20 protein-coding genes are annotated in these 23962 nt (G+C 41.2%); 6 read left to right on the top strand and 14 right to left on the bottom strand.

Features of this window, described 5'->3' with window-relative positions; genetic code table 11:
• Window positions 1-4: 4 nt before the first annotated feature.
• The 10 genes from HX021_RS04070 to HX021_RS04025 form a co-directional block, all read right to left on the bottom strand.
• Window positions 5-1606, bottom strand: a complete 1602-nt coding sequence (locus HX021_RS04070; protein ID WP_286588595.1) for a complex I subunit 4 family protein — start codon at window positions 1604-1606, stop codon at window positions 5-7.
• A 2-nt stretch (window positions 1607-1608) separates the two neighbouring features.
• Window positions 1609-3663 carry an NADH-quinone oxidoreductase subunit 5 family protein gene (locus HX021_RS04065; protein WP_286588594.1) on the bottom strand — a complete coding sequence of 685 codons (2055 nt, stop codon included), beginning with the start codon at window positions 3661-3663 and terminating at the stop codon, window positions 1609-1611.
• Window positions 3664-3666: 3 nt separating this feature from the next.
• Window positions 3667-3975: an NADH-quinone oxidoreductase subunit NuoK gene (gene nuoK / locus HX021_RS04060; RefSeq protein ID WP_286588592.1), complete on the bottom strand. Its 309-nt coding sequence runs from the start codon at window positions 3973-3975 to the stop codon at window positions 3667-3669.
• Window positions 3972-4514 carry an NADH-quinone oxidoreductase subunit J family protein gene (locus tag HX021_RS04055; RefSeq protein ID WP_286588591.1) on the bottom strand — a complete coding sequence of 181 codons (543 nt, stop codon included), beginning with the start codon at window positions 4512-4514 and terminating at the stop codon, window positions 3972-3974. The genes nuoK and HX021_RS04055 overlap by 4 nt, the downstream gene beginning before the upstream one ends.
• 1 nt (window position 4515) lies before the next feature.
• Complete coding sequence (locus HX021_RS04050) at window positions 4516-5079, bottom strand: NuoI/complex I 23 kDa subunit family protein (protein WP_286588589.1); 564 nt, start codon at window positions 5077-5079, stop codon at window positions 4516-4518.
• Between the two features lies 1 nt (window position 5080).
• Window positions 5081-6154, bottom strand: coding sequence for an NADH-quinone oxidoreductase subunit NuoH (gene nuoH, locus HX021_RS04045; RefSeq protein ID WP_286588587.1), 1074 nt, complete (start codon window positions 6152-6154; stop codon window positions 5081-5083).
• 327 nt (window positions 6155-6481) lie between these two features.
• Window positions 6482-7768, bottom strand: coding sequence for a citrate synthase (locus tag HX021_RS04040; protein WP_286588585.1), 1287 nt, complete (start codon window positions 7766-7768; stop codon window positions 6482-6484).
• Window positions 7769-7966: 198 nt separating this feature from the next.
• Window positions 7967-8212 (bottom strand): hypothetical protein, encoded by a 246-nt coding sequence (locus HX021_RS04035; RefSeq protein WP_286588584.1) that lies wholly within the window; start codon window positions 8210-8212, stop codon window positions 7967-7969.
• Window positions 8213-8307: 95 nt separating this feature from the next.
• Window positions 8308-9315: an SPFH domain-containing protein gene (locus HX021_RS04030; RefSeq protein WP_286588583.1), complete on the bottom strand. Its 1008-nt coding sequence runs from the start codon at window positions 9313-9315 to the stop codon at window positions 8308-8310.
• A gap of 5 nt (window positions 9316-9320) precedes the next feature.
• Entirely contained in the window at window positions 9321-10691 is a 1371-nt protein-coding gene (locus HX021_RS04025; protein WP_286588581.1) for a hypothetical protein, read from the bottom strand.
• 341 nt (window positions 10692-11032) lie between these two features.
• On the opposite strand from HX021_RS04025, the gene HX021_RS04020 reads away from it, so the two are divergent.
• Both HX021_RS04020 and HX021_RS04015 read left to right on the top strand, forming a co-directional pair.
• A complete protein-coding gene (locus HX021_RS04020) occupies window positions 11033-11395 on the top strand; it encodes a BlaI/MecI/CopY family transcriptional regulator (protein WP_286588580.1) in 363 nt (120 codons plus the stop codon).
• Window positions 11396-11399: 4 nt separating this feature from the next.
• Window positions 11400-13673, top strand: coding sequence for a M56 family metallopeptidase (locus tag HX021_RS04015; protein WP_286588578.1), 2274 nt, complete (start codon window positions 11400-11402; stop codon window positions 13671-13673).
• 33 nt (window positions 13674-13706) lie between these two features.
• Here the strand turns inward: HX021_RS04015 and pth are convergent, their stop codons facing one another.
• The 4 genes from pth to HX021_RS03995 all read right to left on the bottom strand — a co-directional run bounded on the left by pth (window position 13707) and on the right by HX021_RS03995 (window position 16877).
• The gene (gene pth / locus HX021_RS04010; RefSeq protein ID WP_286588576.1) at window positions 13707-14270 is read right to left on the bottom strand and encodes an aminoacyl-tRNA hydrolase; all 564 of its coding nucleotides are present in this window, start codon (window positions 14268-14270) and stop codon (window positions 13707-13709) included.
• A 130-nt stretch (window positions 14271-14400) separates the two neighbouring features.
• Window positions 14401-14997: a 50S ribosomal protein L25/general stress protein Ctc gene (locus HX021_RS04005; RefSeq protein ID WP_286588574.1), complete on the bottom strand. Its 597-nt coding sequence runs from the start codon at window positions 14995-14997 to the stop codon at window positions 14401-14403.
• Between the two features lie 101 nt (window positions 14998-15098).
• A complete protein-coding gene (locus tag HX021_RS04000; protein ID WP_286588572.1) occupies window positions 15099-15680 on the bottom strand; it encodes an outer membrane beta-barrel protein in 582 nt (193 codons plus the stop codon).
• A 240-nt stretch (window positions 15681-15920) separates the two neighbouring features.
• Window positions 15921-16877 carry a ribose-phosphate pyrophosphokinase gene (locus HX021_RS03995; RefSeq protein ID WP_286588570.1) on the bottom strand — a complete coding sequence of 319 codons (957 nt, stop codon included), beginning with the start codon at window positions 16875-16877 and terminating at the stop codon, window positions 15921-15923.
• A 748-nt stretch (window positions 16878-17625) separates the two neighbouring features.
• Between HX021_RS03995 and HX021_RS03990 the strand changes: the two genes are divergently transcribed.
• The 4 genes from HX021_RS03990 to HX021_RS03975 all read left to right on the top strand — a co-directional run bounded on the left by HX021_RS03990 (window position 17626) and on the right by HX021_RS03975 (window position 23862).
• Complete coding sequence (locus HX021_RS03990) at window positions 17626-20640, top strand: protein O-mannosyl-transferase family (protein ID WP_286588568.1); 3015 nt, start codon at window positions 17626-17628, stop codon at window positions 20638-20640.
• A gap of 138 nt (window positions 20641-20778) precedes the next feature.
• On the top strand, window positions 20779-22170 hold the full coding sequence (locus HX021_RS03985) for an APC family permease (protein WP_286588566.1): 1392 nt from the start codon (window positions 20779-20781) through the stop codon (window positions 22168-22170).
• Between the two features lie 96 nt (window positions 22171-22266).
• A complete protein-coding gene (gene pyrR / locus HX021_RS03980; protein WP_286588565.1) occupies window positions 22267-22830 on the top strand; it encodes a bifunctional pyr operon transcriptional regulator/uracil phosphoribosyltransferase PyrR in 564 nt (187 codons plus the stop codon).
• A gap of 93 nt (window positions 22831-22923) precedes the next feature.
• The gene (locus HX021_RS03975; protein ID WP_286588564.1) at window positions 22924-23862 is read left to right on the top strand and encodes an aspartate carbamoyltransferase catalytic subunit; all 939 of its coding nucleotides are present in this window, start codon (window positions 22924-22926) and stop codon (window positions 23860-23862) included.
• Window positions 23863-23962 lie beyond the last annotated feature (100 nt).

The raw sequence follows: 23962 nt of genomic DNA, 5'->3' as shown, positions 1-23962 counted from the left end.
TGGATTAGATAAATTGTTGGATAATGCTCACCAGGTTCAATACACTTGCATTTAGATTGCTGAATACTAAATCCGGCATAATACCCAGTAATAAGGCCAGGGCGAGGGTTGGAAATAAAATCAATTGTTCCCGCACACTGAGGTCTGTCAATGCAGTTCCCCAAGACTCACCTCCTTTTAATCTGATCTGTCCAAAAAACATGCGTTGAAGCGTCCACAGTAGGTAAGCTGCACTTAATAAAATACCTATGGATCCGGCGATGGCCATCCAGCGAGGAAGGCCGGTTCCAATACTTGTGGCATTGAATGAACCGATGATCACAAAGGCTTCACCAATAAAAGCCGAGAAGCCTGGAAGTCCTAATGACGCAAAAAATGCTACAGCGACATAGCCGGTATATTTAGGCATGATCTGGGCCAAACCGCGGAAACTGTAGATATTACGATCGTGAACGCGGTCGTAAAGTACACCAACAAGGAAAAAGAGTGCTGCAGATAGAAATCCATGGGAGATCATCTGAAACATGGCCCCTGAGATTCCTTCAGCAGTCATCGAGGCAATACCAAGGAGTACAAATCCCATGTGCGATACCGAAGAATACGCAATCATACGCTTGAGATCTTTTTGGGATAAGGCGTTCAACGCACCATAAATAATGGAAACCACCCCAATCAACCCGAGCCACCAGTTGGACAGGGCTGCCATATCAGGAAAGATACTGTAGCAGATCCGAATAATTCCATATCCGCCTATTTTCAGAAGAATACCCGCTAAAATGATCGATACGGGTGTGGGGGCCTCCACGTGTGCATCCGGCAACCAGGTATGTAGCGGTACAATCGGTACCTTGATTGCAAAAGCAAAAAAGAGTACAATAAAACCGACAAGTCTGGCTGAAATACCCAATATTTCCTGATAACCGTCCCAGGCGAAAATGGATTCGCCCAGATAATTTTCGGGATTCATCATATAGATCATATTGAAAGTATGCGCTCCTGTCAATGGGTTGATCACCGAAAAATATAATCCCACGATGATCAATAGCATGAACACGGATCCAAACAATGTATAGAGAAAGAATTTTATTGCTGCATACTCCCGTCGTGCACCACCCCAGATACCGATCAGGAAGTAGAGCGGAAGCAGCATGACTTCATAGAAGAGATAAAATAAAAAGAAATCCAAGGCGCAGAAGATACCCATAACAGCCATATTCAGCACCATCAGTAAGGCAAAATATCCTTTGGGACTCTTTTGGATCTTCCAGGAGGCTCCTATGGCCATCAGCATGACCAATGCACTCAATAACAGCAGGGGCATGGAAATGCCATCAATACCGATGAGGTAATCAATTTCTAATTTACCTATTGCCCCCAAGTCCAATCGAATCCAGGGAAGCTGTTCGACAAACTGGTAGCCGGCCAAATCCTGAATACCTGTTTGAGCGGAGTCAAAATTGGCATAGCATATTCCGGCCAGCACAAATTGTATGGCGGTAAATATAAGGGCAATATATTTGTAACTCGACTTGTATCGTGTGGGTAAGGCGAGGATGAGTGCTGTTGCCAGAAGCGGTAAAAATATCAGTAAGGATAAAATAGGCATTCCTAGAAAAATATAAGATAAATTAAACCAAGTAAAACTAATAAAAAAACGGAGTATAAGGCTGTCTGCAATTTTCCATTCTGCACTAATCGGACTTGATTACCAGCCCAATAGGCAGCGGATGCGACAGTATTGACAAAACCGTCTACAATATATTTGTCGATCCAGACACTCCATTGTGAAACTGTGAGGACGATAAACCGAACCAAAGCGACCAAAGCATCCACGACATGACGATCGAACCAATAACAAAACTGAGCCAATTTTAAGGTGCCGTTGACAAATAGTCTTTCGTAAAATTCATTGATATATCCTTGATGGAATGCAGTTTTCTGTATTCCGCTATCCGGATCAAGTGGATATTTATGATGTACATACCATTTCCAGCCTATGATCCATCCGATAATACTACCTGATAACAATAGCAATGGAATAACCAGGTGGGCAAGATGACTTGGAGCAAAAGTATATTCATCCAACAGTAGGCCATCCATCAGCCAAGAATCATGATAGGAAAGTGGATTTGGCGAAAAGACAGGGAATAAGCAACATAATCCCAGGAAAAACATCGGAATCAACATCGTCTTGGGAGCTTCATGCAGGGGATGGTTTTGTAATCCTTCCTGAAGTTGGCCCAATAATCTGAATTCTCCAAAAAATGCCTTAAATAGCAAACGGCCAATATAGAATGCCGTGAGTATACTGACCATGATGAGGCAAATCGGAATGATAAAATATAGCCCCCCTTTTGATAAAGCCCATTCAAATGAAGAGATAACGATACTGTCTTTGGAAAGATATCCTGATGTTAAAGGGAATCCTGCCAGGGCTAACGAGGCGAGACTCATCAGGATAAATGTTTTGGGCATATATTTTTTCAGTCCGCCCATATTGCGGAGGTCTTGTGGATCAAAGTCCAGACGACTGTGTTCTTTGAGGTGTACCATCTCATGGATAACCGCTCCGGCAGAGAGGAACAGCAGGCATTTAAAGAAGGCATGTGTTGTTAAGTGGAATAGTGCCGCATCCCATGTTCCTATGCCGATCCCCACCATCATAAAACCCAATTGAGAAATGGTTGAAAAGGCAAGGATGCGTTTAATATCATATTGACCGAGCGCAAAGTATGCTGCAGATGCCGCGGTGATGGTACCTATGATCGCAATAAACAACAGTGCACTATCGTTGAATAAGGGGAAGACTGTTGCAAGCAAGAATACACCTGCTGCCACCATGGTCGCCGCATGGATCAACGAGGATACGGATGTTGGACCTTCCATGGCATCAGGAAGCCAAACATGTAAGGGAAACTGTGCCGACTTGGCCATTGCTGCCAGAAAGAAGGCTAATCCTGCTAAAGTCAACCAGATCTGATCCATACTGTTGACCGGAGAGACCCACTGTCCATTGATGAGCACACATTGATAGATCAATCCTCCCTCGCCAAAGAGATCCACTAAGCTGAGGGTTTTGAACTGTGCAAATATGATGGCGAGCCCAATGAGGAAACCCAAATCTCCGATACGGTTTACTAAAAAGGCTTTTTTGTTGGCTTGTGCTGCAGCAGCTCTTGTAAACCAGAAACCAATCAGGAGGTAGGAGGCAAAACCGACCAGCTCCCAAAAGATGTACATGAGCAAGAGGCTATCCATAATGACCAGGCCCAACATGGCAAAACAGAACAGGCTAAGGTACATCCAATAACGGTGAACGCCCCTATCTCCAGACATATATGCTCTTGAATAAATATGGACGGGTAAGGCTACAGTGGGTACAAGGAGCAGCATCAATGTACTTAAGTTATTCAGGAGAAGACCGACAGTAAAGGTCGATTTTCCGATGGTGAACCATGCTAACTGAATTGATATCGTAGGCTTATTCCATATGGATAGCCAAGTCAGCCCACCACATACGAAGCTGATTGTTATGGCTATAAGTGATATGATACCCGACTGATCACGCTTACCTCGTACTACCTGATACAGAAAGGCAAGCAAGGGTGCTGATACGGTGAGCAGCGCTGTCAATATAGGCGATATGTGGGCAATCTGATCCAATTCTTATTTGTCTTTTAGTTCGTTTATTTCATCCGGGTTAATGGTTTGGTAATGTCTATAGACATTTAATACAATGGCTAGCCCGACAGCAACTGCCGCTGCTGCGAGAACGATGGCAAATAGACCAAAAATCTGGCCGCCATAGCTGATCTTATCGTATTTACCAAAAGCGACGAAGTTCAGGATTGCCGCGTTAATCATCAGCTCAATGCCAACCAAGATCATAATGGCGTTTTTCTTGGATAATACGGTATACAGGCCGATACAGAAGATGCAGGCACTGACAACCAGGAAATGGGTTAAGGTGATCATCTGTTACGCTCCTTTCTGGATAAATGTGAGGCCCCGATGAGGGCCATCATCAAAAAGATGGAGATGACTTCAAAAGGCAATACATAAAAGGTCATAAACCGTAATCCGATTTGCTGAATATTGTTGTCTGTCGCCACAATCTGTGTATTGTTTTCGAAGGATAACTGGATCCAGGTCGGAATTGACTGCTGCCATTCCATGATTCCATAGATCATAAGCAATAAAAAGCCTAATGCTAATGGGATCGCCTGCCATTTGGGCATGCTTAAAAACGAACCACTGCTATCTTGTAGATCTTTCAGTAGTTCTTTGTTGGAAAGCATAAAGGCAAAAAGCATTAGGATCAGTACCCCGCCCACGTAGACCATAATCTGTGTGATTGCTACAAAATCAGCTAGAGCAAATAAGTAAAGCCCCGCCATAGCAAACAGCACAATAAAAAATAGGAACAGCGCACGGGCTATATTTTTCAGATTAACCAATAAAAGGGCTGAACCGATGGCCAACAGGGCAAATGCATAAAATAATATACTTTCCATTTTATTTCTGCTTTGCCGCCTCCTTGTCAGCTTGAAATTTGGTCCATTCTGCTTTACGTTGCGCGACTTGTTCGTCGGTCATATCCGAAAAGCCATAGATCAGGTCGGTCAGTTTTTGTGTGCTGCGGTCGTATTCGTTGGTCATGGTAATGCATTCTGTTGGGCATACTACAGTACAAAGTCCACAATACATGCATTTGGCCATATCGATATTGAATTTGGCCGGATATAGTCTTTTGACGCTGCCATCAGAGGTTTTTCCGATCGCTTCTGGAGATTTGACTGCTTCAATTTCAATACAGTCTACTGGACAGGCTTTGGCGCAGAGATCACAGACAATGCAGTCGTCGATATCTACCTGTAATTGATAGCGTGCAACCTCAGGTATGGGCATTTTCTCGTTAGGGTATTGTACCGTAACAATTCCTTCCTGATGGTCAAAGTAATTGTCGTTTTTGATATTTAATTCGGTACGCGAACGTCTGGCACCAAACAAGTGTTTTACGGTCAGGGATAAACCTTTGACAGCAGTACGAAATGCATGGGAAGCCGTTTTAAATATCATATTATGCTATAATTAAAATTCTCCAAATTGCTGAAATGGCCATACAAAGGAAAGCCAGTGGTGTCAATACCTTCCAGCAAAGGTTCATCAGTTGATCTGCACGTAATCGGGGCAGTGTCCAGCGGATCCACATCTGGATTCCAACAATAAATAATGATTTGGCCAAGGTCCAAAATATTCCCCATAGCAGTCCTGTGGTCCAGTCGGCCATCCGTAAGATACCTATATTGGGTAATGGTGTATTCCAGCCGCCCAAGAAGAGGACTACACCTAGCATGGACACCAAAAACATCATTGCATATTCGGCCAGAAAGATAAAAGCAAATTGTATTCCGCCATATTCGGTATGAAAACCACCGACCAATTCGGATTCTGCTTCAGGAATATCGAAAGGAGCCCGGTTACATTCTGCCAGGGTTGCAATAAAAAATATGACGTAGGTGACAATGAGATGTGGTGCCTGAAAAATATTCCAGGCGAAGATACCTCCAATCTCATTCACTTCCCAAAAACCTAAAAATTTGATACTTCCGTTGGTCAGGATGCCCTGGCCAATTGCAATTTCATTGAGGTTCAGGGTCTGTGTCAACATAACGACTGTAATTAAAGACAGTCCCACAGGGATTTCATAGGATACCATCTGGGCAATGGCGCGCATTGAACCCAATAAAGAATACTTGTTATTGGAACCCCAACCAGCCATTAATATGCCCAGCGCATCAATGGAGATGATGGCCATGATAAAAAATAGACCAGTGTGGGTATTGGCGGGAATAAAATCTTTCGCCCATGGGATAACCGCAAAACCGGTGAAAACAGCCACAAAAATAATTATTGGGGCAATTCTGAACAGAATTTTGTCGGCTAAGGCAGGCGTGATCAACTCCTTTTGAAGTAATTTGAGGATATCGGCAATGGTCTGAAGACTACCGTATTTACCCGTTTCCATAGGGCCCAGCCGGTCTTGTACAAAACCCGCTATCTTCCGTTCAGCATATACTGCAAATAGGGTGAATGTTGCTATAAAGATGAAAATAGCAATGGGAACCAAGATATGTAGTATTGTGTCGAGCAAGTCTTATTTATAATGATTTTTAATAAGAGACTAATGAATACGCAAACTTAACGAAAAACAAGGAATTTAGATAAGGAAAAATTAAAATATACTAAACAAGTAGATTATCGTGACATATTAGCCATATTTGCCAGATATGAGTGGTTAGTCATAGGTATTGAGATTTTGGTTATATAGGCCTTCGGCTTCCGGTGTTGTCACAGGGAGTGCAGATTCTTTATGCTCTAATACCTTTAAAAGGCAGCATGCTTTAAATGAAAATGGGATATGATCTCCATAAAAAAAGCATCCTAAGGGATGCTTTTTTTATGATGCTCAATGTCGAAATTAACGGTTTGAAAATTCGACGTAATCACGTTCTGTATGACCTACATATACCTGTCTTGGACGACCGATAGGTTCTTTGTTTTCACGCATTTCTTTCCATTGTGCGATCCATCCTGGAAGACGGCCCAAAGCGAATAATACGGTAAACATATCGGCTTTGAAACCTAGGGCACGGTAAATGATACCGGAATAGAAATCCACGTTTGGATAAAGCTTTCTGTCGATGAAATATTGGTCATTCAATGCAGCAGCTTCTAGCTTTTTGGCAATGTCCAATACAGGATCCTGAACGCCTAATTTTTCTAAGATATCATCGCAGGCTTTCTTGATGATTTTGGCACGTGGATCGAAGTTTTTATATACCCGGTGACCAAATCCCATTAAGCGGAATGGATCATTCTTATCTTTTGCTTTGGCAAGGTATTTTTCAGCGTCGCCACCATCGTTTTTGATCGCTTCCAGCATTTCGATAACAGCTTGGTTGGCACCGCCATGCAATGGTCCCCATAGTGCATTGATGCCTGAAGCAACAGATGCATATAGATTGGCATTGGAAGATCCTACAATACGCACAGTGGATGTCGAACAGTTTTGCTCGTGGTCAGCATGCAAAATGAGCAATTTATGCATCGCATCGATAACGACAGGATCGAATGTTTTCTCATCATTAACCTCCCCAAACAGCATATTGAGGAAATTGTCAATATAGCCTAAATTGTTTTTAGGGTAAACAACCGGATGGCCCAAAGATTTCTTTTGGATCCAGGAAACAATCGTAGGCATTTTTGCCAGCAGGTTAATGATCGTTTGGTCTTCTTCTTCGTCTGTGAGGTTTGGATTTAAAGATTCAGGATAAAATGCGGATAATGCACCTACTAAACAAGAAAGCTGTCCCATTGGATGGGATTTAGAAGGAAATCCTGCGAAGAAATTTTTCATGTCTTCGTGGATCATCATTTGTTTTTTGATGTCAGATCTGAATTTCTCCAATACTTCTTTTTTCGGAAGCTCACCATAGATCAACAAATAAGCAACTTCAAGAAAAGTCGATTTTTCTGCCAATTGTTCAATAGGATATCCTCTATATCTCAAAATACCACGCTCACCGTCAAGGAAGGTAATTGCACTTTTTGTTGCACCCGTGTTTTTGTAGCCTGGGTCTAGCGTGATGAATCCGCTTAGATCTCTTAATTTGGAAATATCAACTGCTTTTTCATTTTCAGTACCGACAATGACCGGAAGGTCATAAGAAGTGCCGTCTAAATTTATAGATGCTTTATCTGACATGTTTATATATTATCTTATATCTGATTTGTTATGCTAATCTCACAAATTTAACTATTTGCTGTTTAATTTTGAAAGTTCTTTTGGAATTTAAATGACATCATTGCGTCATTTTGGATAATATTGACTAAATATTTACTCAAATAAGCAAATATTTTATTCAAATTTAACATTAACTTATTATGCTCCTTTTGTGAAAGATCATTCTATTTTCCGCTGGGCGACCTTTCCCGTATCCTCGTATTTCCCCTGTCTGCCGGAGCCAAAAAAAGGTAAAATGATAAAGCACACCAAAATAATGGCGGTAAGGATCAGTATTGCTGTTGTCCATAGGATTTTACTGAAATGCCCTGCTTCCAGCAAATTGATTCCCCAAAGTCCCAAAAGAAAATAGGTTGCGATAAAGAGGACAACCAACGTGAATAGTATACCAACGATGTATTTCATATGTAGCTAATTTATCTTTTATACGCCATATGGAATATCCAATTTTTATGCTTAACGGTATGTGTGTTTTTTAAGCATGGATATTTCATGATCTTTTATATTTTGTTGAGGATCTGTTTTTTGAGTGTGTCGAATTCCTCCTGTGTGATGATATGCTCCCGTAGTAGTAATTGTAGTTTCTGAAGTTTTTCGACGAAATCTCCTTCTTGTTGGATATTGTTTTTGAGATCTTCTTTTTCGAGGTCGAATTGCTTGCCCAATTCCATTCCGACCCCCAACTGGGCACCAACTCCTGCCAGTCCGCCCTCATTTTTGGCGGCATCCCGGAGCGCCCGTAATTTCTCCAGTTCGACATAACTCAGACCAGCCTGCTGTGCGGCTTGTGTCTGTGTGCTCAGGTCTGCGATCTCCCCAATCCGCCGTTGTGTGTTTGCGTCAAATTGAGTACCCAGGATCTTAAAATCGCTGATGTCCAGTCCAAGATCATTAAAATCTTGCCCAATGGCAGCTTTAATATCTTCGGACAACAGGGGCAGTTGGCTGTCGATTTCATTATAACCTAGTTTTTTCTGGGCAATCTGGGCAATGATCTGTTGCGGAATCCGGTTGTTGAGAATATCCTGAATGGCCACTGTATGGACTGTCTCCTGATTGGCGACAATATTTCGATAGAAATGTACTGGTTCTTTAATGAGGTAAGAAAATGTGCCATTCAGGCCAATTTCTACAGGAAGATTGTATTGTGGATCAACGTACTTGATTGGATTCCCTGTTCCCCAGGATTGGTTGACAACAGCTGCCGTGCGGAAAAAATAAATATATAATTTATGTTCGGACTCGAAATTCTGTCTTAACCTGGCCAAGGTTGTAAAGAAAGGGTGATTGTCTGTTTTTAGGTTGTAGGTGCCTGCTTCAGTAAGGAGATTTTCACCTTTTCCCTCATACACCAAAATACAGCCTTGTCCCGGAGCCAGAATAAGTTTGCTGGAATTTTTGATCTCGTTTCTTTCGGAAGGAAACTTATACCACAATACACGCGGGTCTTGGTTTTTCCACTCAATGACCTGGGATAGCTGGTTGTTAAAGATATTAAATAGTCCCATAGTGTTTAATTTAATGTGTCGAATTTGGGGTTGTACCCTTCGAACTTGTTGATTTGTTTGCCATTATTATCAAAGTAATAATAATCACTTGAATTTTTGATGAGAAAGCCATCTTTTAAAAGATAACCTTTTTTATTGATGGACTTCAGCTCTGTAGGGATTGTTTTCTGTATCGCACCAGTGGAACGATCTAAGAGCTGCAGTTGCTGCGTGTCATCTTCGGCCGGAGTTGGTTCGTAAGCGATGAGCAATGTTTTGTCGTTTTGTGCCAAAACTACAGGCTGAAAATACAGCCGTCCAGGAGTAAAGTCCTTAAATGTGATGATCCTTGCTCTGGCCATTTGTGAACGATTGATCAGGACCTTTCTATAGGGGTCACGCTCAGTGAAGATACCCGACCGACCATAATCTCTATCCCAGGAGAAACGGGGATCGTCTTTTGGATAACCGTATTGGTAGTGATAGCTGTACTGGATCAACTGAATTTTTTCATCCGGAAAATCCATGGACCTATTTGAAAAGGTAAAAGCTGTTTTGGTTGTCGGATTCGGCAATGTTTTTATTGTCTCTTTGTATAGCTGCCGGTCTGCAAAGGTCGCATTGATCAATGGATAGTAGGCTAAAGTCTGTCCTTCATTATTGACAATCTGGTAAGCTGAGCCATAATTCTCATATTTAAATTCGATTTTGGCAATACCAGAGCTGAGAGCCGGCGTATTTTTTACATAATCTTCCAATACACTTTTAAAAGTAAGTGTATTTTTATCGAATTGATAGACGTATTTGGACCTTACAATGATATAAAGATTCTGATCTTCAAATACCCTTAATTGAATATCGCTGCTCGACACTTCAGGAGCAGTTTCCATGAGGGGTTTTACCCATTCCTTCTTGCCTGTCTTGGGGTTAAAAAGACCAATATAGATTTTATTGTCTTTTTCATCTCCATATTTGGACGTTGAACTTCGGACCTTGCCTACCAACACAATATGGGCTGTATTGTCTTTATCAAGAAATACCTCATTCGAGGCAGAGTTCCAATCGTATGTGACGACTTCTTCAGGCTCGACTTTGGTGTTGGAGGCATTATAGGTAGTATATGAAGGTGCTGGCTTTTTCGAAAATAAGGAGCTGATTATCCTGATACCGATAAAGAGTGCTAAAAATCCCAGACCGAAAAATAAAACAGTCCGTAGTGCTTTTTTTTGATCCTGATTGCTGCGGGGATAATTGTAATTATGATTGATATTGATGTCGTCACTGTCAAGAAAAAACTCCGTGCCACAACTATCGCATTTGTAATAGTCAGGGCGTAAAGTAGTGATTTTTATGCTGCCACAATGTGGACATTTGATCGCTTTGATACGTTTGGCCATTTAATTTTTTTGTATTTGTATTGAAGGCTACTTAGTATAATTCCATTGCTACGCTGATTGCGTAAGCGAATTTTAAGTAGAACCTTTCATCCAAATGATGGATGAAAAAAATGCTATTAACAGATGAAAGTTAAAATAAAAAAAGGGGATAACAAATTTTTGAAGGGTAAAGCCAAGCAAGTTATCCTGTGTTCAGCAAGCTATAACCGAATATAATGTGTTGATTTTAAATAGAAAGATGATGTAGAGTAGGTTAAGTCATGATGGGCTAAAATATTTTTTTTTGATATTTACGAATTATTCGTAGATTAGTGAAAGATTAGTAAATGTAAGATAAAGACATGGAAAAGTTAACAGCACAAGAGGAACAGGCGATGCAGTCTATATGGACGCTCAATGGAGGGTTTATCAAAGAGATTTTGGATCATATAAAGGGGGAGAAAATGCCCTATACGACCTTGGCCTCAACGGTGAAAAATCTGGAGCGTAAAGCCTTTGTCAAAGCGGTTCGTTATGCTAATGCAAAACGTTATGAGCCCATGGTGAGTGAAGCGGATTATAAGGCAAAATTCATGAACTCTTTTGTGGGGGATTATTTCAAGAATTCGTATAAGGAGATGGTCTCGTTTTTTGTGAAAGAGGAAAAGCTGACCGAGGCTGAGCTGAAAGAAATCATGGATATGATCAAGCACCATAAATCTTAATGCTATGGAAAACCTACTAACTTATATGCTTCAGGTCAATCTCTTGTTAGGAATGATCTATCTGGGCTATGTGGGCTTATTGAAAAGCTTGACCTTCTACGCATTAAATAGGGGCTATTTTCTGGCTGGAGGATTATTCGCTTTTATTTATCCATTTTTGGACTTAAAGTCATTATTTGGACAGCCTGGAACGGCTATGGGGATAGTAGGCGAACAGCTCTCTTTTTATTTGGATGAACAGGTTCCCCAGCATCAACTCTCCTTGCGGGGGCTACTGGAACTGATACTGATCTTGGGTGCACTTATATTGCTACTTAGGTTTATATTTCAATTGTTGAGTTTATTAAGGATTCACCTGAATTCTACTTCTGACCAGTGGAGGACCTATTTTTTTCGGAATGTGATCATTCCTATTGTTCCGTTTTCGTTTTTGAATAAAATTTATGTCAACAAGAATCAGCATCTGGATGCTGAATTGAATGATATTTTTAAACATGAGGACATCCATGTGAAAGGCCTTCACAGTATGGATATTTTATTGTTTGAAATGATATTGGTGTGTTGTTGGTACAACCCTTTCGTCTGGTTCATGCGCAGGGCCATTCGCCAAAATTTGGAGTTTCTGACTGATCAACAGGTACTCAATAAAGGAATTGACAAACAGACGTACCAATACAGCCTATTGAATGTGTCCAAAACGGGCACATCAATTGGGCTGAGCAATCAATTTAATTTTAAACTATTAAAACGTCGCATTATGATGATGAACAAGAAAAGATCATCCAAGATAGCGTTGGGTAAGTATGCCTTCTTGCTACCCGTATTATTATTGTCGGGAGCCGCATTTACGGTAAGTAAAGCAGAGGGAAGTATTGAAGGGGTGGTCGACAGAGCAAATGAAACGACTGTTATCAATTTGGATAAGCATGCCCAGATTGATACTTCGCTGCCTATGGAGGTGATTGGCGAAGCGCATAAGCTTTTAAAAGAGACACTCGATGGGAGTACGATTAAGATGGATACCTCTAAAATAACGGAATCCAAATCGGGTAATTTCAGGGAAGTTAAAAGGTCAGCAATTGATTTTTCAAAAGATCTGAAGTATTTTATCGATAATGAACAAGTGTCTAAAGCAGCGTTTTTGGCTTTCCCTGAAAAAGATATTGCAAAATATTGGTTCACAAGTGACCATGACCTGATCAAGTATAAGACGAAAGCTGCCATAGATGTTTCTAAAGGTGCGATTTTGACAAGCACGGTCGAGGGACAAAAAAGATTAGATGAAGAGCGGCGCAAAGCCCGTTACGTTATCGATGGTGTGATGAAGGAAAAGGGATTTGATGACACACAGTTAGATCCAAATTCAATTGCCTCAATTTCTGTATTAAAAGGTTCTAGTGCTATCAATAAGTATGGTGATGCCGGGCGAAGTGGTGTCATAGAGGTGAAAACGAAAAATACAGCTGAAAAAGATGATGCAAGAATGCCTTCCCCAACAGGAAAAGCTATAGGGATGCAGATAAGGGGAATACCATCCAATGCTTTATTTATTATTAATGAAAAAAAGGCAGATCGAAACACGATCAAAAATTTAACGCCAGAAGATGTTCAAGAAGTTGTGATCATGAAAGATGCTGCTGCAGTGGAAAAATATGGTGAAGAAGGAAAAAATGGTGTGATTAAGGTGTTACTCAAACAGCATCAGGATAGTATGACCGATAATTCTTCTATTGGAAAACAATCTCGAGTTTCGAATAACAGGAACGGAATAACGCTTCAAGGAAATGTGACCGGAATTGTTTTCACGGAAAAAGAGCGTCAGGAAAAAGGCGTTCCGAGGATTAGACTGATGAATACTGGTCATGAAGACAATTTAACCACTGCTCATACAGTAGGTGAGCATTTGTTTTCAAAGAATATCGCAACTACAGGTACACCTTATAAAGGAGTCCGCTCGTTACGTGTTGCCGGTAAACAGGCTGATGCTCAGCCCTTATTGGTTGTCAATGGTAAGGCTCATCATGGATCCTTAGAAACTGCTGGTTTGAATGCTTTAACGATCGAGTCGATGGAAATTCTGAAAAACCAAAATGCTACAGCCTTATATGGGGGAGCAGGGAAGAATGGTGTAATGTTGGTGACGACAAGGAAAGCAGTAGGGGCTGAGGTTGATGGAAACCCTGCAGAAACGTTGGACGGTAAAATTAAGCATACGATTAAAAGAGAGATCGAAAACGAGAAGCAGCGGTCTGAGGCTTTGAAGGCAGATAAGAAGTAATTTAAAATAAAAAGCGGGACTAAGTCCCGCTTTTTATTTTGTGTTCAGATTGGTCATGGTCAGTTCGATGCCGATATGGACAAAGCTCTGGATCATTTTGACCGCATGATCGATTAAAGCAGGTAATTCAGCCTGCTCTTCTTTATCAAATGGGCCTAGGACATAGTCCACCTGTCTGCCCTTGGGATAATGATCACCTATACCAAATCGTAAGCGTGGGTATACCTGTCCCCCACAGAGCTGTTCAATGGATTTGAGCCCATTGTGGCCGGCACTACTTCCTTTCGGTTTCATCCGTAAAGAACCAAAAGGAATGGCTAGATCATCCACAATAACCAGCACGTTCTGAATCGGTACTTTGCACTGCTGCATATAATAATTGACCGCTTTACCGCTGAGGTTCATGTAAGTCGTCGGTTTAATGACAGTGACATTGTGTCCCCGTTGCTTAAATTCGCTATAGTAGGCCAGTTTCAATAACGAAAAGCTTGCATTCGCTTGCTTGACGAGTTCATCTGCCACCATAAAACCAATGTTATGTCGCGTATCGGCATATTCACTGCCAATGTTGCCCAGTCCAACGATAAGATAATTCATGCTGCAAAATAAAAAGTAAAAAGTTGAAATTAAAAATTAGAAAAAACAAAAAAATAAAAAGAAAATCTGCCACATAAAAAAAGCACCGAATTTCGGTGCTTTCTGTAGTATCTTAAGAATCTTGTTCAGATTATTTTTTACCACCTTTAGCTGCTTTCGCTGCCTCTTGTTCTGCTTGACGCAACGCACGGGACATGATTACTGATACGATTGTATCATCAGCATTGTTCAATACTTTTGCGTTTTCCAATTGAACTTGACCTACACGGTATGATTTACCAACTTCCAAAGAGTCCATTGGTACTTCGATTTCTTGCGGTAAGTTAGCAGGTAATGCTTTTACGCGTAGTTTACGTAATTTTTGAACTAATTTACCCCCCATTTTAACACCTGGAGAAGTTCCTGTTAATTTGATAGGGATATTCAATGATACTTCTTTGTCATCGAATAACTCTAAAAAGTCAATGTGAGTAACTAAGTCAGTTAATGGGTGGAATTGTGCATCTTGAATGATAGCTCTTTTTGTTTGACCGTCAATGTTTAATTCTACGATGATAACATCAGCAGTGTAAAGAACTGGTTTCAAATCAGCTGCGGATACAGAAAGTGCTGTTTGTTCTTTACCACCGTAAAGCACTGCAGGTACTAAACCTTGGTAGCGCAACTCTTTTGCATCTCTTTTCCCTACGTTCTGTCTTACAGAACCGCTAATAGCAATTGATTTCATTTTTTTATTTTTTATAATTTTGAGGTGCAAAGATAATTTAAATTTTGGATTAATCAAATTTATTAATCGCTTATACCTGCTGATTTTGAGCGGATAATCATTTAAAATTTAAGTCCAACACTTAGATTGACCCCTAAGTTCTGTTGGGATTGGTAGGAATTGGACGAAAATGCAATCATAGACTGGCTATGGTAGTAAGGATTGAGTTTAAGAACATATCCTTCTTTCTCAAGTTTGGCACCGAATGATGCCCAAAGGCCGACGCCGGATTTATTGATGTCGTTTTCATTCTGTACCTGGACACTGACCGTTGGTCCCAGTTGGGCAAAAAGGACTTTTAGGAAATTATACTGCAGCAAGATCGGAACATGAATATAGGAAGCCTTGTAGTCTATATCGAATTTTTCGCCCCCACCATTGATGCCACTTTTATTCATGGCATCGAAACTGTAGCGTATTCCTGTTTCCAGTCCAAGGTCATAGGAGATGTCCCGGTAGTAAAGCAGCCCGATGGAATGACTATGTCCCTCCAGTGAAGCTACGCCAAAAGATTCATTGGGGATAATAACAGTGCTTAATCCGTATTGAACAGCTAAAGCATTGGGGCGAGGTGTGCCTTCTTGTGCATGTACAATCGTACCGATAGCAAATAAAAATAAGACGAATGAGAATATAGACTTCATATGATGAATATGTTTAAGCCTCTAATATAAAAGGTTTTTAGAAATACTCCCAATAAAACTTCTTTTGCAGTTGTCTGGTTTGGTTCTTGACGACAGTACCCCCGCTTATGACAGCTATAAGTGAGCACAGAAAGGATCCTGCGTATCTGCTGGATAGGATGAGGCATAAAAAAGACTCTGATATTTCAGCTGCAGGCTTACCATACCAGAGTCTTCCTACTCATATCTTCCTACTAAATATTATTCAACGTCAAATAAATCAGAGATAGATGTATGTTGATTGACGCTGGTGATTGCTTTTGCAAACAAATCTGCCGTGGACAATACTTTGATTTTGGTGGAATGTTTCGCTTTCTCTGGATCTAATTGGATCGTATCTGTAACAATCATTTCTGATAAGACCGAATTTTCAATGGTTTCGTATGCTTTACCCGATAATACAGCATGTGTACAAACTGCCCTGACAGATTTTGCACCATTCTCCATGATTAATGCGGCTGCCTTTGACAGTGTGCCTGCCGTGTCGCAGATATCATCAATCAATACAACATCTTGGCCTGTGACATCGCCGATAATGGACATGGACTCGATCTCATTGGCACGTTTACGGCGTTTGTCGCAGATGATGACCTCAGCGTTGAAGAATTTAGCAAAGGTACGGGCCCTATAAGATCCACCCATATCTGGGGAAGCAATCGTAAGGTTGGGAAGTTTTAACGATTTGATATAAGGGACAAAAATGATGGAACCATCTAAGTGATCAACAGGAATATCGAAGAACCCCTGGATCTGAGCGGCGTGTAAATCCATCGTCATGATACGGTGAATTCCCGCTGCCGTCAGAAGATTGGCAATCATTTTTGCGCCAATGGCAACTCTTGGTTTGTCTTTCCGATCTTGTCTGGCGAAACCGAAGTAAGGGACAACTGCTGTGATGTAGTGTGCTGAAGCTCTTTTTGCAGCATCGGTCATCAACAGTAATTCAAAAAGATTGTCGGTAGGTTGGTTGGTAGATTGGATGATAAATACATCGGCTCCACGAACTGATTCATTGTAGAATGGTTGAATCTCACCGTCGCTAAAACGCGATAATGTTTTGTCTCCTAGTGGTTTCCCGTAAGATTGTGCGATTTTTTCGGCCAGCTCTGTAGTGCCAGAACCTGCAAATAGTTTAACCGTGTTGAATTGCAAAGGCATGGTTTTGTATATTTATGTTGGGTTATTGTATTGTCGTTTATTCAATATTTTTATTCCCTATTTTTTTAAAGTTAAACATTAAAAAAAATGGATTGTTTCCACAATCCATATATTCTTAACTTTAAAAGTTGTCCGACCTGGATTCGAACCAAGACAAACAGAACCAAAAACTGTCGTACTACCCTTATACTATCGGACAATGTCTCTAAAAAAATGATGTTTCCGTCTTTTTCTTTTTGACGACGCAAAGATAGAGATTTGTTTTAAAAATCAAAATTCAAATTTAAAAAAATCCAAATCTGCGATAAATAAATAAGCCTTGCATATAACGCAAAAAAGGCCTGCAACTGCAAGCCTTTTCTATTGTTTGTTGTCCGACCTGGATTCGAACCAAGACAAACAGAACCAAAAACTGTCGTACTACCCTTATACTATCGGACAAACAATTCAACTGTGTCTGCTATCATAATGATGTCGTTCACATTTGATGATGCAAATATACGGACAATTCTTATTTATGCAAATAAAAATGTGTTGTAATGTGCATTGAGCTTGATTTTCAAAGAAATAATTTTTATTTTCTTCGAAGAAGATATGCAATCCATAGGCATTCTTTATCCTTGATGGAATTGGATACAGCTGTTTTTTTCGATGAAGATGTGTTAAAAAATCAGATTTAAGTTCATTTCTTATGAAGTTATCCTTATTTTCGAGCCGTATTATAATACTTTTTTACAGTTATCATTTTATGAACTATACTAAAATCAATAATCTTTTAGGATGGATATGTGCACTCATAGCAACAGTAGCATATGTCATGACTGCCGAACGATCGACGAGTTGGTGGGACTGTGGCGAGTTTATTGCCTCGGCCTTTAAACTTCAAATTGTGCACCAGCCGGGAGCACCTTTATTCTTAATGATTCAAAATATATTCTCTAATCTTGCCGGTGGAGATGTGACGCGGATCGCTTTTTGGATGAATGTGGGGTCTGCTGTGTGTAGTGGTCTGACAATTTTGTTTTTGTTTTGGACAATTACTGCACTGGCCAAGAAAATCATCGTAAAGCGTGTTGATGAATCCTATACATCAGCTGACCTGATCAAGATATTTGGCTCTGGTGTGGTCGGTGCATTGGCCTACGCTTTCACAGATACATTCTGGTTCTCTGCGGTGGAGTCTGAAGTGTATGCCATGTCTTCCTTATGTACGGCTATTGTATTTTGGGGGATTCTGAAATGGGAGAACCATGCGGATGAAACCGGCTCAGACCGCTGGCTGATCTTTATTGCCTATGTCATGGGGCTTTCCATTGGGGTGCATTTACTGAACCTTTTGGTTATTCCAGCGATTGCTTTGGTGATCTATTTTAAGCGCTCAAAAACCGTTACATCTTCAGGTGCACTTAAAGCATTCTTGATTGGGGTGGTGGTACTGGCGCTGATTTTATGGGGTATCATCCAATATACGGTCAAAGCCGCAGCATATTTTGACCTGTTCTTTGTGAACAGCTTAGGAATGGGCTTCGGTGTAGGCTTTAATGTCTTCTTGATTTTGATCGTCGCTCTTTTTGTATATGGTATTTGGTATTCGATCAAAAAGGTGAAACCTATGTTGAACCTGGTCTTGATCAGTGCAGCTTTTATTGTGTTTGGCTATAGTTCTTTTGCCATGATCATGGTACGTGCCAAAGCAAGTCCAACGTTGAATAATAGCGATCCGGACAATGCATTTTCTTTTGTGAGCTACTTGGGACGTGAACAATATGCGAGCGAACCACTATTAAATGGGCCAACTTTTGATGCACAGGTTGTCGATGCCGAACCGACCTATACTTATCGAAAAGATAAGGATAAGTATACCAAAGTGGAGAATGGCATGGACTATAAATACGATAAGACGATGTTCTTTCCACGCGTATACAGTTCGCGTGACCAGGGACATATTGACTATTACCGTGATTATCTGAAGATTCCAGAAGGGCAATCGCCAACTTTTGGAGATAATGTAAAATTCTTTTTCAGTTATCAGATAGGGCATATGTATGGGCGCTATTTTCTGTGGAATTTTGCTGGCCGCCAGAATGATCAGCAAGGCCAAGGATCCTTTACCGAGGGGAACTGGATATCCGGGGCCAAACCTGTAGATCAGATGCATGTGGGGGGGCAGAATGCAATTCCGGATTCACTGAAAACAGATCCTTCAAACAATAAATACTATTTCTTGCCTTTGATTATTGGTTTGATCGGTGCTTTCTGGCATTTTGGCAAAAGACAACGGGATGCAGGGATTGTTGGTCTGTTATTTTTCTTTACGGGATTAGCGATTGTCTTATACCTGAATCAAAGTCCGCTCCAGCCACGTGAACGTGATTATGCTTATGCCGGTTCATTCTACGCCTTTGCGATATGGATCGGTCTGGGGGCATTTGCCATTGCGGATTATTTAGGTAGAAAAATGGATGGCAAGATGGCTGCCGGGGTCGCTACTGCTGCCTGTCTTTTGGGGGCACCGGTATTATTGGGATTCCAAAACTGGGATGACCATGATCGCTCGGAGAAGACTACAGCCCGTGACCTGGCCAAAAATTACTTGGCTTCTTGTGCGCCAAATGCGATCCTATTTACGTATGGTGATAATGACACCTACCCGTTGTGGTATGTACAGGAGGTTGAGAATTATCGCCCAGATGTTCGGGTCGTGAATTTGAGTTTGTTGAGCTCGGATTGGTATATGCGTCAGATGAAACAAAAAGTAAATCAGGCTGATGGATTACCGATCAATATTGATGATGAGAAGTTTAAAAAAGGGGTGCGTGAGGTTCTTTATTACCAAGACATGAAAGTACCGGGACACATTGATCTGGACTTGATTATGCAAATTCTATTGTCTGATGACCAAAAGAATAAATTGGAATTACGTGGAGGTAAATTTGAAAACTTTTTACCGACTAAAAATTTCAGCCTTCCGGTCAATAAAGAAGCTGTATTGAAAAATAATGTTGTCCCTAAAGCATGGCAAGAATCCATTGTGGATACCATGACCTGGACTTACAATCGGAATTATGTTTCAAGAACGGAACTATCGATCTTAAATGTATTGTTGAATAATAATTGGAAACGTCCAATCTATTTTGCGGCGACTGTTCCGAATGATAATTATCTTGGACTGGATAAGTATCTGGTACAAGAAGGTTTTGCTTTACGCTTAATGCCTATTGCGACTCCTGCTGGTGCAGAAGGAACATTGGTGGACACACAGGCGGCCTATAAGGATATTACGACAAAATATCAATGGGGCAATATGGCCCATGCCTCATATCTGGACCCTGAATCATACCGGATGATCACCATGATCACTAATACGGTTATGGGCGGTACGGCTACTCAATTATTAATGGAGGGACGTAAGGATGAGGCACGTAAGGTGGCTGTTGAAACATATGAAAAAATGCCTAAACGTGTTTATCTCATGCGGGATGTGCTGGGCTATATTCCAGTGATCAATGTGCTGTATGAAACGGGCGAAAATAAACGGGCCAATGAAATTGTCAACCGTAACCTGAAATTCATCACGCAGAATATGCGCTGGTATCAGGATATCGCCCAATCGAAGCCAGAATTAGAGTATTCCAATATCGGAACTGCGTTACGGGCTTTGGGTGCTTATAAAAGTATTTTAGCTTCCACATCCGAAAAGCAATTGCTTCAGCAGGTGACGGAACTAGAGAAGTCATATAAACAACAGTATGGTGTAGAGTAATCGCTCGACAGCCCTGTTGGTACAAGTAACTGTCTCCAGCTATCTGTTCAAAAAACATTTTCTTTTGAACAGATAGCTGGAGACAGTTTTTTTTAATTATTTTTTCTTAGCTTAACGACATAAAACCAACCTTATATTATGATGAAACGTCAGTTGAAATTATGGGATGCTGTCATGCTGGTCATGGGATCAATGATCGGAAGTGGAATTTTTATCGTGTCCAGTGATATGATGCGGCAGCTTGGTTCAGGTTATTGGGTGGTTATGGTATGGATATTGACTGCTGTGGCCACTGTTGCTGCGGCAATCTGCTATGGAGAGCTGTCGTCGATGTATCCAAAGGCAGGTGGGCAATACACCTATCTTACCGAAATATTTGGCAAGCCAATCGGTTTTCTTTATGGATGGAGCCTGTTTACCGTTATTCAGACGGGAACAATAGCTGCGGTGGCTGTTGCTTTTGGGAAGTTTACAGCCTATTTAATTCCGCAGCTGAATGATGCTGCTCCGCTGTTCCAGCGTGGTGAGTTTATGATTACATGGATACAGATCCTGGCAATCGGGATCATTATCCTCCTCACTTTTATCAATACACGGGGTATAAAAAGTGGCAAGTCTGTACAGTCTTTTTTTACCTCGACAAAGATCATTGCCTTGGTTTTACTGATTGTTGGAGGTTTGTTTTTGATTCGGGAAAATCATTTTTCAGCCAACATGGCTTACGGTTGGGATGCATTTCAGCATTTAAAAGGAGAAGACTGGACAGCGATTTCAGGTGGGCCGCTCATGGGGGGCTTGGCTGCAGCCATGGTAGGGGCGGTGTTCAGCAGCGTGGCCTGGGAGAACGTGACGTTTGTATCCGGTGAAATTGTCAATCCGCAGCGTAATGTGGTCCGTGCATTGGTTATCGGAACCAGCCTGGTGATGCTGTTGTATATTTGCTGTAACTATATCTACTTGTCGGCCCTGAGCCGGGATGAAATTGCTTTTGCCGCAAATGACCGGGTTGCTATTGCTGCCGCCGAAAAAATGCTGGGGCATACAGGTACCATTGCCATGGCTGTATTAGTGATGGTGTCTACTTTTGGTTGTGTCAACGGGCTTGCATTATCAGGAGCACGGGTTTTTCAGACCATGGCTAAAGACGGTCTTTTCTTAAAACAGGCCATTCCCAATAACAAATACGATGTGCCCGCCCGATCGTTATGGCTTCAAGGGATATGGGCTTCATTACTTTGTCTGAGTGGACAGTATGGTAATTTACTGGATATGATATCTTTTGTGATAGTGATATTTTATATGATCACTGTGCTGGGGGTAATTATTCAGCGTATTCGTAAACCAAATCTGGAGCGTTCTTATAAGACTTTTTTATTCCCCGTTACGCCATTCATTTATCTGCTGATTGGGACTGTCTTTTGTGTACTGTTGATTATCTATAAGCCACAGTATACCTGGCCAGGCTTTATATTGGTGCTTCTGGGTGTACCGGTGTATTTTATCGCCAGAGCAAACAAAAAAGAGGATTGACTTGAAGAGCAGATGACCTTTATATATTGAAATTAATTGCGGGACGAGCCTTATTTTTTGTTAAAAAAAGTGTAGCTTTGCTCAAACATTCCCATAATGAAACAGTCGATTTTATTAGACGGACCAAAATTTCAGATCACCATTCAAAGACTATGTCGTCAATTGATTGAGAATCATGGTGATTTTTCAAATGCTGTCGTCATAGGTATTCAACCACGTGGAACTTTTTTGGCTAAACGTATTGTCAAGGAGCTGGAACAAATGATCGGAAAGGAGATTTTGGTCGGCGATTTGGATATTACGTTTTACCGGGATGATTTCCGTACCAAAGGTAATACAGGGCCATTGTTGGCTAATAGTACAAATATCAATTTTATTGTAGAGGGCAAGGAGGTTATTTTTATTGATGATGTCTTATGGACTGGCCGCACCATTCGGGCCGCGATGGATGCTGTGCAGGCATTTGGCCGGGCAAAAAGAATAGAATTGCTTGTGCTGGTCGACCGCAGATTCTCGCGACAGATTCCTATTCAGCCTGATTATATTGGTATACAGGTTGACTCCATCGATTCGCAGAAGGTGATCGTGAACTGGAAAGAGTCTGAGGATCAGGATAGCATTACCTTGATCACGGAGAAAAAAACTTCGGGTAATGATTGATATGAAGTGAAAAATTCTGAAGGTTCTAACGGGCCTTTGAGAACAGGCACTTCAAATAGAAAATGATTAGTAAATACTTGAATATACTATAAAATGTCATCTGTAGCAGAACAATTAAGTACACGCCATTTACTGGGAATCAAAGACCTGAATGAACAAGATGTTCAATTGATTCTGGATACGGCGAGTAATTTCAAAGAGGTATTAAATAGGCCAATCAAAAAGGTTCCTTCCTTGCGGGATATTACCATTGCCAATGTGTTTTTTGAAAATTCAACACGTACTCGGCTTTCCTTTGAACTTGCCGAAAAAAGGCTTTCTGCGGATATCGTAAACTTTGCGGCATCCTCTTCTTCCGTCAGTAAAGGGGAGACGTTGATCGATACGGTCAATAATATCCTGGCCATGAAAGTCGATATGATCGTCATGCGACATCCATACGCTGGCGCTGGGGTGTTTTTGAGCAAGCATGTCGATGCACAGATTGTCAATGCTGGGGATGGAGCACATGAACACCCTACTCAAGCCTTATTGGACTCCTTCTCTATTCGGGAACGTTTTGGTGATGTGGCGGGACGTAAAGTTGCCATCATCGGAGATATCACGCACTCCCGTGTAGCCCTTTCCAATATTTTATGCCTGCAGAAACAAGGGGCTGAAGTGATGGTCTGTGGCCCCACCACGCTTATTCCAAAACATATCACCTCTTTGGGAGTAAAAGTAGAACACGATCTGAGAAAAGCATTGAATTGGTGTGATGTGGCCAACATGCTACGGATCCAGTTGGAACGTCAGGACATTGCCTATTTCCCATCACTGCGTGAGTACTCAATGCTTTACGGACTGAATAAAGAGATTTTGGATTCTTTGGAAAAACCCATTACCATCATGCACCCAGGGCCAATCAATCGTGGGGTTGAAATCACCTCGGATGTTGCCGATAGTGAGCATTCCATCATTTTGGATCAGGTTGAAAATGGCGTTGCGGTTCGCATGGCTGTGTTATACCTTCTGGCTGGACAACGTGGCTAATTGGAATTATTCAAAACGACAATATTATGCCTGACTTTATTTTTTGTCGGGCATATTTTTTGTGCAAAATTTCCGTTATAATACTGGGTTATTCACAGAT

Origin of the sequence: Sphingobacterium sp. N143 (assembly GCF_030325625.1) — a bacterium.
In the GTDB taxonomy this organism is placed as follows: domain Bacteria; phylum Bacteroidota; class Bacteroidia; order Sphingobacteriales; family Sphingobacteriaceae; genus Sphingobacterium.
The sequence above is the reverse complement of the archived record's forward strand: the minus strand, read 5'-3'. Positions and strand labels throughout refer to the sequence as shown.